Raw genomic sequence first — 12,747 nt, forward strand, 5'->3', positions numbered from 1 at the left:
CCTCGACACGCGCTTCCCCCGCATCTTGGGCGATGCCGGGCATCCGGGCAGCTATCACCTGCCCGCGCGGGTGCGGGTGGTGACGGGAGCGGACAGCCCCGAGATCGTGCGCGACGGGGTGCCGCCGCCGGAGCTGGCGGAACGCTTCGTCGCCGCCGCCCGCGAGCTGGAGGCCGAGGGCGCGGTGATGCTCACCTCGACCTGCGGCTTCCTGGTCTCGATGCAGGAGCGGATCGCGCAGGCGGTGGCGATCCCGGTGCTGCTGTCGGGCTTGAGCCTCGTGCCGCTCGCGCGGGCACTCACGGGCAACCGCCCGGTGGGCGTGCTGACCGCCTCCGCCGCAAGCCTCGGGCCGCGCAGCCTCGCGGCGGCCGGGACTGCGCCGGACGAGGTGCGGATCGCCGGGCTGGACGGCTTCGCCGAGTTCGCGAGCGTGTTCCTGCGTCCGCGCGACGAGCAGGCCGGGAGCTTCGATCCCGCGCGGATGGGAGCGCTCGTCGTGGAGACCGGGCGCGCGCTGACTGCGCGGCACCCCGATATCGGCGCCATCGTCCTCGAATGCGGGAACCTGCCGCCCTATGGAGCCGCCCTGCGCCGCGCCCTCAAACGCCCGGTGCTCGGCATCCTCGACGGCGCGAGGATGCTGGCCGGCTGAGGCTACCCCTCGATCTTCGAGGCGATGCGGCCCACGCGGTCGATCTCGATCACGATCTCGTCGCCGGGCTTCATGAACACCGGAGGCGTGCGCGCGTAGCCGACGCCCGAGGGCGTGCCGGTGGCGATCAGGTCGCCGGGCTTCAGGGTCATGAACTCGCTGATGATCGAGATCGCCTTCGCGACGGGGAAGATCATCATGTCGGTGTTGGCGTCCTGCATCACCTGCCCGTTCAGGATCGCGCGGATGCCGAGGCCGGTGGCACCCTTGGGCAGCTCGTCGGGCGTGACGATCTCCTCGCCGGTGACGCCGGTGCGGTCGAAGTTCTTGCCTGGCGTCCATTGCGCGCCCTTGCGCTGATAGTCGCGGATCGAGATGTCGTTGAAGACGCCGTAGCCGAAGACGTGGTCGAGCGCCTGCGCCTCGGGGATCGCGCGGCCGCCCTTGCCGATCACGACCAGAAGCTCGGCCTCCCAGTCCATGCGGTCGCTGACCGCGGGCATCGGCACCGCCTCGCCATTGGCGGCGAGCGAGGTGTCCACCCGCAGGAACAGGCCCGGATAGTCCGGCGGCTCACGGCCGCCCTCCTTGGCGTGCTCGGCATAGTTCAGGCCGATGCAGATGATCCGCGCGCCGGGGATCAGCGGGATGGCCGGGGTCCAGCCCTCGGGCACCCTCGTGCCGGGTTGCAGGCCGGTTTCCGCGAGGCTGCCGAACGCTTCGGCACTGGCCGGGAAGGCCCCCGCGTCCCGCAGCCCGTCCTCCGTCCTGATGCCGATGCGGGTCTCGTTGCCCGTCCGATAGCTCACGATGCGCATTGTCTGCTCCCTGGTTCAGTCGTCTTCAGATGCCCGGCCGGAGGCGAGGCCCGACAGCCGGAAATAGGTTGCCCGCGCGGCATGGAGATGCGCGGTCATCACCGCCTCGGCCCAGTCGGGATCGTTGAGGCGGAAGGCGGCCAGCAGCTCGCGGTGATGCGACTGGCTGCGCTCCAGCTCCTCGGCGGTCCAGCCGCGGAAGGTCGGGCTGGTGATCCGCCGCCGCGCCACGCTGCGCACCGTGCTGTCGAGCGCGCCGCTGCCCGACTGCTTGAGGATCGCCCAGTGGAAGCCCTCGTTCGCCTGCCGGTAGAGGCGCAGGTCCGGCTCGGCCGCGAGGCGGGCGGTCTCCATCTCCGCGATCCGCGCCTCGAGGGCGGCGAGGAAGCCCTCGTCCACCCGCGACGCCGCCAGCTTCGCGGCCATCGGCTCGAGCCGGGCGCGGACCATGAAGATATCCACGACCGTGACCGGGTTCACCTCGGCCAGATAGGCGCGGCGGTTCTCGCGCCGCTCGATGATTCCTTCGGATTGCAGCCGCTTCATCGCCTCGCGGACCGGGGTGCGGCTGACCTGCAGACGCTCGGCCAGCTGCTCCTCGGGCATCGGATCGCCGCTGATATACTCGCCCGCGAGGATCAGGCCGCGGATCAGCTCATAGACGTCCTGGCGCATGGCTGCGTCAGACGAAGTCCCGCGCGCGCAGCCAGTCGAGGACATGGCCCGCGGCGGTGTTCAGGTGCTCGGGCTGACCGACGAAGTAGTGGTTCGCCCCCTCCACCAGATGCATCGTCTTGTCGCGGCTGCCCATCGCGTCGTGGATCAGGCGCGTATGGCTCTGCGGCACGGCATCGTCGGCGCCGCATTCGATGGCGAGGAACGGCACCGTGATCGCGCGGCCGCATTTCAGGCTGTCGGCGCGGGCGTCGTCGATGGACCATTGCGACAGCCAGCTGCGCAGCGTCGAGAAGCGGGCGAGGCCGACGGGGCCGCTGTTCACCGTCTCCGGATGGCCGAGATAGGTCCAGAGCGGCTTGCGGCCGTTCGGCTCGATCGTGGTGTCGATGAAGCGCGGGTCGGCCATGGTGCGGTAGGTGACGAAACCGCGCTCGACCTCGGCCCCGCCGCGGGCCTTGAGCGTGTCGAGCGTGTCGCGCACGCGGGCGGTGATGCGGCGCACGCGGTCAAGCTGGGCGGCGCGGTAGGTGTCGAGGAACTCCGCGTCGAAGCGCCGGTCGGCATAGCCGGGACCGTAGAGGTCGAGCGCCGGGTCGCGGTCGTCGGGGTCGTTCTCGTCCCGCACCGAGGGGTCGATCCATTCCGCCAGCAGCCGCGCCCGCGAGTAGTGTGCCGCGAGGTTCATCTGCGCGTCCGCGGGGATCAGCCCGGCGGCGCGGATATCGGCCGGATCGCCCGCGGGCGTGTCGGTCACGGTCGGGTTCTCGGCCTGGCTCTGGTAGTAAGAGGCCAGCGAGCCGCCCCCGCTCCAGCCGCAGAGGACGATCTTCTCGTAGCCCCAATCCTCCTTCGCGGCGCGGATATAGGCGCCGAGATCGACCAGCACGTTCTCCATGATCAGCGCCGTGTCGTTGCGCTGATAGCGGCTGCCGGCGGCGAGGACATGGCAGCCGAGCGCCGCGAGGCGGTTCGGCAGCGGCAGCAGTTGCAGCGTCGAGGCCGGGTGCATGAAGATCAGCAGGGTCTTGCTCTCGTGCCCCTGGGGGCGGATCAGCACGCCCTCGAGGTTGACCATGCCCTGACTGCCGGAGAAGCCGTAGGTTTCCGTGAAGGCGGCCGGATTGCGGAAGGCGATGTGCTTCCAGAGGCGTTCGACGGGGTATTCCTGCGCTTCGGTCATGTCGTCTTCCTGTGGGTCTTCGTGTGTCAGATCAGGCGGCGATGGCCGCGGCATCCTTCGCCGCCTCGGCGGCCACGGGGGTTCCGGCGAGCGCGCCGTAGAGGTGGCAGCGCGCCGTGCGGCCGTCGCCCTCGCGCAGCAGGTCCGGCTCCGCCCTTCGGCAGATCTCCTGCGCGTAGGGGCAGCGGGTCACGAAGCGGCAGCCCGCAGGCACGTTTAGCGGCGAGGGCACGTCGCCCTCGAGGACCACGCGCGGGCGACGGACCAGCGGGTCCACGTTCGGGATCGCCGCCATCAGGCGCTGCGTATAGGGGTGCTTCGGGTGCCGCAGGATGGTCCGGACCGGCCCCTCCTCGACCACGCGGCCGAGATACATCACCGCCACGCGGTCGCAGATGTAGCCCACGGTGGCGATGTCGTGCGAGATGTAGAGCACCGCGAGGCCGAGATTGCGCGACAGCTCGTCCAGCAGTTCCAGCACGCCCGCCTGCACCGACACGTCCAGCATCGACACCGGCTCGTCGGCGACGATGAAGGACGGATCGAGGACGAGGCCGCGGGCGATCGCCACCCGCTGCCGCTGGCCGCCCGAGAGGTCGGAGGGGAAGCGGTCCTCGAACTCCTCCGGCGGCAGGCGGACCTTGCGCAGCGCGTCGCGCATCCGCTCGGTCCGGTCGGCGCGGGTGCCGATGCCGTGGATCTGCAGCGCCTCGCCGACGATCCGGCCCACGGTCAGGCGCGGGTTCAGCGAGCTGTAAGGGTCCTGAAAGATGATCTGCGCGCGGGCGCGATAGGCCTTGAGGCGGGCGCCCGCGATGCCGGTGATCGGCTGGCCGTCGTGGAGGATCTCGCCGCCGGTCGGCTCGACCATCCGCACGAGGGTCATGCCGAGGGTGGACTTGCCGCAGCCGCTCTCGCCCACGAGGCCCACGACCTCGCCCGCGCGGATCGTCAGGTCGACGCCGTCGAGGGCGCGGGCGACTTGCGGCTTCTGCCCGGCGAGCGCCGTAAAGACGCCGCCGCCGACGCGGAAATGGGTCTTCAGGTCGCGGGCCTCGATCATCGGCGCGGCGGAGGCTGGCTGTCTCACGCGGCGGCTTCCTTCACGGCCCAGGTCTCGGGCAGCAGGCCCAGCCGGCGGAAATCCTCGGCCCGCTCGGCGTAGTGGCAGGCCGCGGAATGGCCCGGCTCAAGCTCCCGCAGGGGCGGAGTTTCGACCCGGCAACGCTCGGTGGCAAAGGGGCAGCGCGGGGCGAAGCGGCAGCCGGGCGGGGGGTTCAGCAGGTTCGGCAGGCCCCCGGCGATGGAGATCAGCGGCGGCCGCGCCTCGCCCTCCTCCGGCATCCGCGGGAAGGCGTTGTGCAGCCCGATGGTGTAGGGGTGGCGCGGCTTCACCAGCACTTCGGCTACCGGCCCCTTCTCGATGATCTGGCCGGCATACATCACCGCCACCATGTCGCAGTTCTCGGCCACGAGGCCGATGTCGTGCGTGACCAGGATCATCGAGCGGTGCAGCAATTCCTGGATGCCGCGGATGCGCGACATGATCTGGTCCTGCATGATCGGGTCGAGCGCGGTGGTCGGCTCGTCCGCCAGCAGCAGCCCGGCGTTGAGGCTGAGCGCCATGGCGATCACCGCCCGCTGCCGCATCCCGCCCGAGAACTGGTGCGGGAACTCGTTCAGCCGATGGGCGGGGAGGCCGACGAGGCGGAACAGCGTCTCGGCCCGGCGCCACGCGGTGGCGCGGTCCACCGCCTCATGCGCGCGGATCGACTCGACGATCTGGTCGCCCACGCGGATCACCGGGTCGAGCGCGTTCATCGCGCTCTGCGTGATGAGCGCGACCTTGTTCCAGCGGACCCGGCGGAGGGCGCGCTTGTCCATCGCCAGCAGGTCCTGTCCATCGAGCAGCACTCGCCCTTCGATCCGCGTGCCGTCCGGCAGCAGCCGCATCAGCGCCTTGACGACCGTGCTCTTGCCACAGCCGCTCTCGCCCACGAGGCCGAGGACGGTGCCCGGCTCGACCTCGAAGGAGATGCCGTCAACCGCCTGGAACGGGCCGCGGCGTGTGCGGTAGATGACGCGCAGCCCCTCGACCGTCAGCCGCACCGGGGGCTTGAGGTTCAGGCGGCGGTCGAAGTCGGTTTCGGTCGCGTCGGCCATGGTCAGTTCCTCCGCAGGCGGGGGTTGGTCTGCTCCTCGAAGGCGCGGCCGATCAGGTAGAGTGCCGAGATCAGCATCACGAGCGCGACCGAGGGCGGCACCACCCACCACCAGGCGGTTCGCAGGTTGCCGCTGGAAAAGGCGGTGTTGAGCATCTGCCCCCAGCTGACCACCGAGGGGTCGCCGAGGCCGATGAAGCTGAGGCTCGCCTCGGTCAGGATGGCGAAGGCGACCGACATGGTGATCCACAGGAACACCACGCGGAACACGTTGGGCAGGATGTGGCGCAGGATGATGTGGAGGTGCGAGGCCCCCGCCGCCCGCGCCCAGCGGACATAGACCCGCTCGCGCTCGGTCAGCACGGCCGAGCGGATGATCCGCGCGCCGTTGCGCCAGAACAGCAGCGCGATCACGAGGATGATGTTGTTGATGCTGGGACCGAGAAGGCCCACGGCGACGATGGCGAAGGGCAGCGTCGGGATCGACAGCGCGACATCGGTGATCCGCATCAGGATGTCGTCGATCAGACCGCCGAAATAGCCCGAGATCACCCCGAACATCGTCGAGATCACGCCCACCGCAAGCGCGCCCAGCACTCCCACCATCAGCGCGATGCGGAAGCCGAGGATGAACTGCGAGAAGACGTCATGGCCGAAGGTCGTGGTGCCGAACCAGTGCTCGGCCGAGGGCGGTTGCAAGCGCAGCAGCCGGCCCTCGGGCGAGAGCGCGGATTCGTAGGGCGGATGGGTGGCGATCCAGGGCGCGAAGATCGCGATCAGGACGAAAATGCCGAACACCGTCACGCCCGCCACCGCGAAGCTGTCGCTCATCAGCAGGCGCAGCGGATCGGTCAGCCAGGCCAAGCGGCGGGGCGAGGCGTGTTCTGCGGTCACGGACATGCGGCCCTCACTTGTAGACCACGCGGGGGTCGAGCTTGCCGTAGGTCAGGTCGGCGGCGAGGTTCGCCAGCACGATCATCACCGCGAGTAGGAAGAAGGCGGCCTGCGCCACCGGATAGTCCTGCCGCGTGACGGCGAGGACCAGTTCGCGGCCGATGCCGGGCCAGCTGAACACGATCTCGATCACGACGATGCCGGCGATGGTCTCGGCCAGCGCCGGGAACAGCCAGGTGATGAGCGGCAAGAGCGAGTTGCGCCCCGCGTGCCACGCCACCCGCGCGTCCGAGACGCCCTTGGCGCGGACCAGTTCGATGTAGTCCTCGGTCCGGTTCTCGACCACGCCGGAGCGCATCAGGAGCAGGTTCTCAGGCAGGAAGTAGATCACCACCGCCATCAGCGGCAGGATCAGGTGCAGCAGGAAGTCCCAGCGCAGATACCGCGCGAGGCCGGTCGCGCCGCCCGCATCGCCCATGCCGAAGCCGGGCAGCCAGCCGAGCCAGCTCGAGAAGATCGCCAGCAGCGCGATGCCGATGATGAAGCTCGGCGTGCCGCGGATGATGGTGGCGACGAGGATCCCGCCGCGCTCGACCGCGCCGCCGCGGCGCGCCCAGCCGACGACCATGCCGAGCGCCGAGCCGATCAGCGCGCCCAGCAGCAGGCCCGGCACCGCGATCCAGAGCGTGTTGGCGATGCGCGGCAGCAGCACGTCCCAGACCGGCTGGCGGTAGAAGAACGAGCTGCCGAAATCGCCGACCAGCAGGTTGCCCATGTAGCGCAGGTACTGCTCCCAGAGCGAGCCGGTCAGCCCCCAGCGTTCCAGCAGCGCCTGCCGCGCCTCCTCCGAGATGCCGCGCTCGACCAGCATCACGGTCGGGTCCGAGGGCACCACCCGGAACATGAAGAACATGATCGTGGTCACGGCCAGCACCACGAGCACGGACTGCGCGAGGCGTCGCAGGATATAGGCGCGCATGGTCGGCCGGTTCCCTCAGAAGGTCATGGATGGGCCGGGACGCGAACGCCCCGGCCGGATCGCTTGCGTGGCCTCAGCCCGGCGGATAGTGCAGCGCGCCGCGCGAATCCCAGCCGTAGCCGGCCTCCTCGAGGATCGCGCGGGCGGCCTCCACGTCGAACTCGATCTGCTCGAGCTCGCCGTTGTGCCAGCGGCCGAGGACGCGCGGCACCTGCCCTTCGGCGGCCGGGATGCCGAAGCCCTGCCAGCCCTCGATCACCACCCGCTGCTTGTTCGAGGCGGTGCGCAGCGCCATGCGGAAGGCGCGGTCGTCGAAGGGCGCCTTCTCGTTGTTGAGCCAGACGAACATGGTCGAATGCGACGGCACTTCGATGAATTCGAGATGGTCGTTCTGCATCGCGAGGTCGTTCATCGTCGCCACAGGCAGCACGGTCGTGGCGATGTCGCCGGTGCCGTCGAGGAGCGCGGCGCGGATCGCGTCCGCCTGACCCAGCGCGAGGCGGCGCAGGCCGTCATACTGCGGCGGGTTGAAATGGGTCGGATAGGCCTCGAGCTCGTGGACCTCGTTCACGCGCCAGGTCTTGAACTTGAACGGGCCGCTGCCGACCACCTTCCCGGCGGCGACGATGTCCCATTCGACCGCGTTCTCCGGCGCCTCGGCCCAGACATGCTCGGGCAGCAGGAACAGGAAGGTCAACACGGTGGTCTCGAAGGCGGCGTCGGGCTCCTTCAGCTGGACGCGGAAGGTCAGGTCGTCCACCTTCTCGGCGCCCTCGAGGTTGCCGATCCGCGCCGACATGGCCGGCGGCTGCCACGCGATGACGTTCTGGATGGTGAACACGGCATCGTCCGCCGTCACCGCCTCGCCGTCGTGGAATGTCATGCCGTCCCGCAGCTTCACCTCGACCGTGCGATCGTCCACCCAGGTCCAGGATTCCGCCGCCCAGGGCACCGTCTCGCCGGCGGCGTTGTTCTTGGCGAAGGTGTCGAAGATGTAGCGCACCCAGCCGACCGCGCCTTCCTCGGCGAGCGGGTTGTAGGTGCTGACATCCTCGAAATAGGCCCAGTCGAGCCAGCGGTCGTCGGTCAGCGGCCGCGCCGAGAGCCACGGGTCCACCAGCGATTCATGCGCCGCGACCGGCTCGGGGGAGGTCACGCTCTCCCATTTGTCGCTGTTGTAGATGATGCCGTAGGTGCGGTTGATGACCGGAAAGAAGGGCATCTCCTCGACCAACATCTCCTGCAACTCGTGCACCGCCTCGAGCCGCTCGTCGGGATTGATCATCGCGCGCTGCGCGGTGGCGAGCGCGGTGTATTCCTCGTCGCACCATTTCGAGCCGTTGCGCCGCTGGCCGCAGGCGGCGATGTCGTGGACCCAGTAGGCCGGATCGACCCGGTCGGGGTCGGCGCCCACGGTGAAGACGCCGATATCCTCGAGCTGGCCGCCGACGACGAACTGCGACACGAAGGTCGAGAACTGCACCGGCACCAGCTGCAGCGTGACGCCCAGCTTCTGCCATTCGTCGGCCAGCGCGCGGGCCGACTGCTCGAACTCCGGGCCCATGTCGGCGGCGTAGTAGACAACGCTCAGCGGCTGCACCGCCTCGCCGAGCGCCGCGTCCTGCGCGAGCGCCGAGGTGGCCGCCAGCAGCCCGACCGCGAGCCCCGCGCCGAAGCGGCGCGGCTTCAGATGGATCATGTCCTCTCCCTCCCCCCAACTGTGCCTGTTGGCACTGTCGCGCCCTCGCCGGGGCGCGAATGGCGGCGAGGTTTGTATACATTGTTGCCCTGGTCAAGCGATTTTGATCCGGTGTTACCTGCGCTGTTTGGCGGTTCGCGAGCGGGTCGTGCCGGACCGGCGGTTGGCCCTGCCCGGCTTTGTATGCAGAAACCCGGCCGGGTTGGCGCCGCTCCACGGCATCATGCCGCGGCCGATCGCGGAGCGATGTCCGCCCGGCCCTCGCTCGCTGCCGGGGAGCAATCTGAACCTCAGGCGGGGGCCTGCTGCCCCTTCCGCTCGGCCGGATAGCCGGCCTCGGCCAGAGCGGCGAGGATCGCCTGCTCCTCCGCCTGCGTCGTGACCTGCAGATCACGGGCGGGCGGATCGGTGACGACCTCGGCCTTCGGATCGACGCTCAGGATGGCGTTGGTGACGCGCCGGGCGCAGGCGCCGCAATGCATGTCGGGGACGGCGAACTGGAACATGCGAACTCTCTTTCGGGGTTGTCCTCCGGTCAAGCTGGGCCTTGCCACGATGGCAAGGTCAAGGGCCGCCACCCCGCAGGACAGGCCTTGACCTTCCCATCATGGGAACCCTTATCTGCACGGGCATGGATCAGGAGGAACGCTTGCCATGACAAAGGCCGCTCCATCTCCGCGCTCACTCAGCCTCCCGGTCGAGGGCATGACCTGCGCCTCCTGCGTGGCCCATGTCGAGAAAGCCATCGCCAAGGTGCCGGAGGTGGCGAAGGTCAACGTGAACCTCGCCACCGGGCGCGCGGATGTCACGTTCAGGGGCCAGCCCGACGCCGCGGCACTCGTGCGCGCGGTCGAAGGCGCGGGCTACGAGGTGCCGGAGGTCACGACCGAGCTGGGCGTGACCGGCATGACCTGCGCCTCCTGCGTCGCCCATGTCGAGAAGGCGGTGAAGGCCGTGCCGGGCGTCAGCGCCGCGACGGTCAACCTTGCGACCGAGCGGGTGAGCGTGCGCCATCCCCCCGGCGTTACCCCGGTCGAGGCCCTTGAGGCCGCGATCCGGGGCGCGGGCTACGAGCCGCATCGGATCGAGGGCGCCTCTGCCGACCGCGAACGCGAGGCCCGCGAACGCGAACTCGAGGACCTCCGCCGTTCGACCCTGATCGCGGGGCTGCTGACGCTGCCGATCTTCGTAATCGAGATGGGCTCGCATTTCATTCCCGCGATCCATGACCTGGTGATGAACACCGTCGGGATGCGGACCAGCTGGCTCATCCAGTTCGTGCTGACGACCATCATCCTCTTCGGCCCCGGCCGCCGCTTCTTCCGCCGCGGCGTGCCCGCGCTGCTGCGCGGCACGCCCGACATGAACTCGCTGGTGGTGGTCGGCACCTCGGCCGCCTGGGCCTATTCGGTGGTGGCGACCTTCGCGCCGCAGGTGCTGCCCGAGGGCACCGCCAACGTCTATTACGAGGCCGCCGCGGTCATCGTCACGCTGATCCTGCTCGGCCGCTATCTCGAGGCGAAGGCCAAGGGCCGCACCTCCGAGGCGATCAAGCGGCTGGTCGGGCTGCAACCCCGGACCGCCCGCGTCGAGCGCGACGGCCGCACGGTCGAGCTGCCGCTGTCCGAGGTTCGCGCGGGCGACATCGTGCAGGTCCGCCCCGGCGAGCGGGTGCCGGTCGATGGCGAGGTGGTCGAGGGAACTTCCTACGTCGACGAGTCGATGATCACCGGGGAGCCGGTCCCGGTCGCCAAGGGCGCGGGCGCCGAGGTCGTGGGCGGCACGATCAACAGGACCGGCGCCTTCTCCTTCCGCGCGACGCGCGTCGGCGCCGAGACGGTGCTGGCGCAGATCATCCGCATGGTCGAGGAGGCGCAGGGCTCGAAGCTGCCGATCCAGGCGCTCGTGGACCGGGTGACTGCGTGGTTCGTGCCCGCCGTCATGGCGGCAGCCGGGCTGACCTTCGTCGTCTGGCTGGTCTTCGGCCCCGACCCCGCGCTCACCTTTGCGCTGGTCAACGCGGTCGCCGTGCTCATCATCGCTTGCCCCTGCGCTATGGGGCTGGCGACGCCGACCTCGATCATGGTCGGCACCGGCCGCGCGGCCGAACTGGGCGTGCTCTTCCGCCGCGGCGAGGCGCTGCAGGCGCTGCGCGAGGTCTCGGTGGTGGCGGTCGACAAGACCGGCACCCTGACGAAGGGCCGCCCCGAACTCACCGACCTGACCCCCTCCCCGGGCTTCGAGCGCGACGAGGTGCTGGCGCTGGTCGCCGCCGTCGAGGCCCGGTCCGAGCATCCCATCGCGACCGCCATCGTCGCGGCGGCCGAGGCGCGCGGCTTGCGGATCGGCACGCCCGAGGGCTTCGACGCGGTGCCCGGCTTCGGCGTCGCGGCCACCGTGGACGGCCGCCATGTCGCGGTCGGCGCCGACCGCTACATGGTGACGCTCGGCCATGACGTGACAGCCTTTGCGGGCGAGGCGGCGCGGCTCGGCGGCGAGGGCAAGTCGCCCCTCTACGCCGCCATCGACGGCCGGCTGGCCGCGGTGATCGCCGTCGCCGACCCGATCAAGGAGACCACGCCCGAGGCGATCCGCGCGCTGCACGATCTCGGCCTGCGCGTCGCCATGATCACCGGCGACAACCGCGCCACCGCCGAGGCCGTGGCACGTCAGCTCGGCATCGACGAGGTGGTGCCGGAGGTGCTGCCGGACGGCAAGGTGACGGCGGTCAGGGAACTGCGCGCAGGGGGCCGCAAGGTCGCCTTCGTGGGCGACGGCATCAACGACGCCCCGGCGCTGGCCGAGGCGGATGTCGGCCTCGCCATCGGCACCGGCACGGACGTGGCGATCGAATCCGCCGATGTGGTGCTGATGTCGAGCGACCTGCGCGGCGTGGTGAACGCCATCGCGCTGTCGCAGGCGACGATCCGCAACATCCGGCAGAACCTGTTCTGGGCCTTCGCCTACAACGCGGCGCTGATCCCGGTCGCGGCCGGGGTGCTGTATCCGGTGTGGGGCGTGCTGCTGTCGCCGGTGCTGGCGGCGGGCGCCATGGCGATGTCGAGCGTTTTCGTGCTGTCGAACGCGCTGCGCCTCAGGGGCTTCATGCCGGTTCTGGCGGCGGACCTTGCGGACGGCACCGAGGCAGGGCGGCGGCTGGCCGCGGCATTGAAAGGAACCGGACCATGAATATCGGCCAGGCCGCCGAGGCCTCCGGCGTCAGCGCCAAGATGATCCGTTACTACGAGCAGACCGGCCTGATCCCCAAGGCCGCCCGGCTCGAGAGCGGCTATCGCGACTACGACGAGGCCGACATCCACCGCCTGCGCTTCATCCGCGGCGCCCGCGATCTCGGCTTCACGGTCGAGCAGATCGGCGCGCTGCTGGCCCTCTGGAGCGACCGCGGACGGGCGAGCGCCGATGTGAAGGCGCTGGCCCTCGGCCACGTCGATGCGCTGAAACAGAAGCAGGCCGAGATCGGCGCCATGATCGCCACGCTGGAAAACCTGGCGAAACGCTGCCACGGCGACGACCGGCCGGATTGCCCGATCATCGACGGGCTGGCCGCGGACGAGGCCGGAGCGCCGCGGCGAAGGGCGCCCCGCCGCTTCGGCAAGGTGGATGCGCTGCGGGCGTGAGGGGACGCGGGGGTATTGACGCGGGTGACGGCGCGCTGACCCTC

The 12,747-nt window shown here is 70.1% G+C and carries 12 protein-coding genes; 3 read left to right on the forward strand and 9 right to left on the reverse strand.

Annotated elements, in window-relative coordinates:
• Positions 1 to 25 precede the first annotated feature (25 nt).
• Positions 26 to 655, forward strand: a complete 630-nt coding sequence (locus GI374_RS08830) for an aspartate/glutamate racemase family protein (RefSeq protein WP_154336698.1) — start codon at positions 26 to 28, stop codon at positions 653 to 655.
• A 2-nt stretch (positions 656 to 657) separates the two neighbouring features.
• Here the strand turns inward: GI374_RS08830 and GI374_RS08835 are convergent, their stop codons facing one another.
• The 9 genes from GI374_RS08835 to GI374_RS08875 form a co-directional block, all read right to left on the reverse strand.
• The gene (locus GI374_RS08835; RefSeq protein ID WP_154336699.1) at positions 658 to 1,473 is read right to left on the reverse strand and encodes a fumarylacetoacetate hydrolase family protein; all 816 of its coding nucleotides are present in this window, start codon (positions 1,471 to 1,473) and stop codon (positions 658 to 660) included.
• Positions 1,474 to 1,488: 15 nt separating this feature from the next.
• The gene (locus GI374_RS08840; protein WP_195759886.1) at positions 1,489 to 2,148 is read right to left on the reverse strand and encodes a GntR family transcriptional regulator; all 660 of its coding nucleotides are present in this window, start codon (positions 2,146 to 2,148) and stop codon (positions 1,489 to 1,491) included.
• A 7-nt stretch (positions 2,149 to 2,155) separates the two neighbouring features.
• Positions 2,156 to 3,331, reverse strand: coding sequence for a S9 family peptidase (locus GI374_RS08845; protein ID WP_154336701.1), 1,176 nt, complete (start codon positions 3,329 to 3,331; stop codon positions 2,156 to 2,158).
• A gap of 31 nt (positions 3,332 to 3,362) precedes the next feature.
• Entirely contained in the window at positions 3,363 to 4,421 is a 1,059-nt protein-coding gene (locus GI374_RS08850) for an ABC transporter ATP-binding protein (protein WP_370515241.1), read from the reverse strand.
• Positions 4,418 to 5,494 carry an ABC transporter ATP-binding protein gene (locus GI374_RS08855; protein WP_154336702.1) on the reverse strand — a complete coding sequence of 359 codons (1,077 nt, stop codon included), beginning with the start codon at positions 5,492 to 5,494 and terminating at the stop codon, positions 4,418 to 4,420. The genes GI374_RS08850 and GI374_RS08855 overlap by 4 nt, the downstream gene beginning before the upstream one ends.
• A gap of 2 nt (positions 5,495 to 5,496) precedes the next feature.
• On the reverse strand, positions 5,497 to 6,393 hold the full coding sequence (locus tag GI374_RS08860; RefSeq protein WP_154336703.1) for an ABC transporter permease: 897 nt from the start codon (positions 6,391 to 6,393) through the stop codon (positions 5,497 to 5,499).
• A gap of 7 nt (positions 6,394 to 6,400) precedes the next feature.
• Positions 6,401 to 7,366 carry an ABC transporter permease gene (locus GI374_RS08865; RefSeq protein WP_154336704.1) on the reverse strand — a complete coding sequence of 322 codons (966 nt, stop codon included), beginning with the start codon at positions 7,364 to 7,366 and terminating at the stop codon, positions 6,401 to 6,403.
• Positions 7,367 to 7,439: 73 nt separating this feature from the next.
• Positions 7,440 to 9,065, reverse strand: coding sequence for an ABC transporter substrate-binding protein (locus tag GI374_RS08870; RefSeq protein ID WP_154336705.1), 1,626 nt, complete (start codon positions 9,063 to 9,065; stop codon positions 7,440 to 7,442).
• Between the two features lie 290 nt (positions 9,066 to 9,355).
• Positions 9,356 to 9,571 carry a heavy-metal-associated domain-containing protein gene (locus GI374_RS08875; RefSeq protein WP_154336706.1) on the reverse strand — a complete coding sequence of 72 codons (216 nt, stop codon included), beginning with the start codon at positions 9,569 to 9,571 and terminating at the stop codon, positions 9,356 to 9,358.
• A gap of 148 nt (positions 9,572 to 9,719) precedes the next feature.
• Between GI374_RS08875 and GI374_RS08880 the strand changes: the two genes are divergently transcribed.
• Entirely contained in the window at positions 9,720 to 12,254 is a 2,535-nt protein-coding gene (locus GI374_RS08880; protein ID WP_154336707.1) for a heavy metal translocating P-type ATPase, read from the forward strand.
• Positions 12,251 to 12,703, forward strand: a complete 453-nt coding sequence (gene cueR, locus GI374_RS08885; RefSeq protein ID WP_154336708.1) for a Cu(I)-responsive transcriptional regulator — start codon at positions 12,251 to 12,253, stop codon at positions 12,701 to 12,703. Before GI374_RS08880 ends, cueR begins: the two co-directional genes overlap by 4 nt.
• Positions 12,704 to 12,747: the final 44 nt, after the last annotated feature.

The organism is Paracoccus sp. S-4012 (assembly GCF_009674885.1).
In the GTDB taxonomy this organism is placed as follows: Bacteria; Pseudomonadota; Alphaproteobacteria; order Rhodobacterales; family Rhodobacteraceae; genus Paracoccus.

Excerpts from the sequence above, each read along its gene's own strand:
- GI374_RS08835 (WP_154336699.1), bottom strand. The coding sequence starts at position 1,473 with ATGCGCATCGTGAGCTATCGGACGGGCAACGAGACCCGCATCGGCATC.
- cueR (WP_154336708.1), top strand. The coding sequence starts at position 12,251 with ATGAATATCGGCCAGGCCGCCGAGGCCTCCGGCGTCAGCGCCAAGATG.
- GI374_RS08860 (WP_154336703.1), bottom strand. The coding sequence starts at position 6,393 with ATGTCCGTGACCGCAGAACACGCCTCGCCCCGCCGCTTGGCCTGGCTG.
- GI374_RS08880 (WP_154336707.1), top strand. The coding sequence starts at position 9,720 with ATGACAAAGGCCGCTCCATCTCCGCGCTCACTCAGCCTCCCGGTCGAG.
- GI374_RS08845 (WP_154336701.1), bottom strand. The coding sequence starts at position 3,331 with ATGACCGAAGCGCAGGAATACCCCGTCGAACGCCTCTGGAAGCACATC.
- GI374_RS08865 (WP_154336704.1), bottom strand. The coding sequence starts at position 7,366 with ATGCGCGCCTATATCCTGCGACGCCTCGCGCAGTCCGTGCTCGTGGTG.
- GI374_RS08840 (WP_195759886.1), bottom strand. The coding sequence starts at position 2,148 with ATGCGCCAGGACGTCTATGAGCTGATCCGCGGCCTGATCCTCGCGGGC.
- GI374_RS08875 (WP_154336706.1), bottom strand. The coding sequence starts at position 9,571 with ATGTTCCAGTTCGCCGTCCCCGACATGCATTGCGGCGCCTGCGCCCGG.
- GI374_RS08855 (WP_154336702.1), bottom strand. The coding sequence starts at position 5,494 with ATGGCCGACGCGACCGAAACCGACTTCGACCGCCGCCTGAACCTCAAG.
- GI374_RS08870 (WP_154336705.1), bottom strand. The coding sequence starts at position 9,065 with ATGATCCATCTGAAGCCGCGCCGCTTCGGCGCGGGGCTCGCGGTCGGG.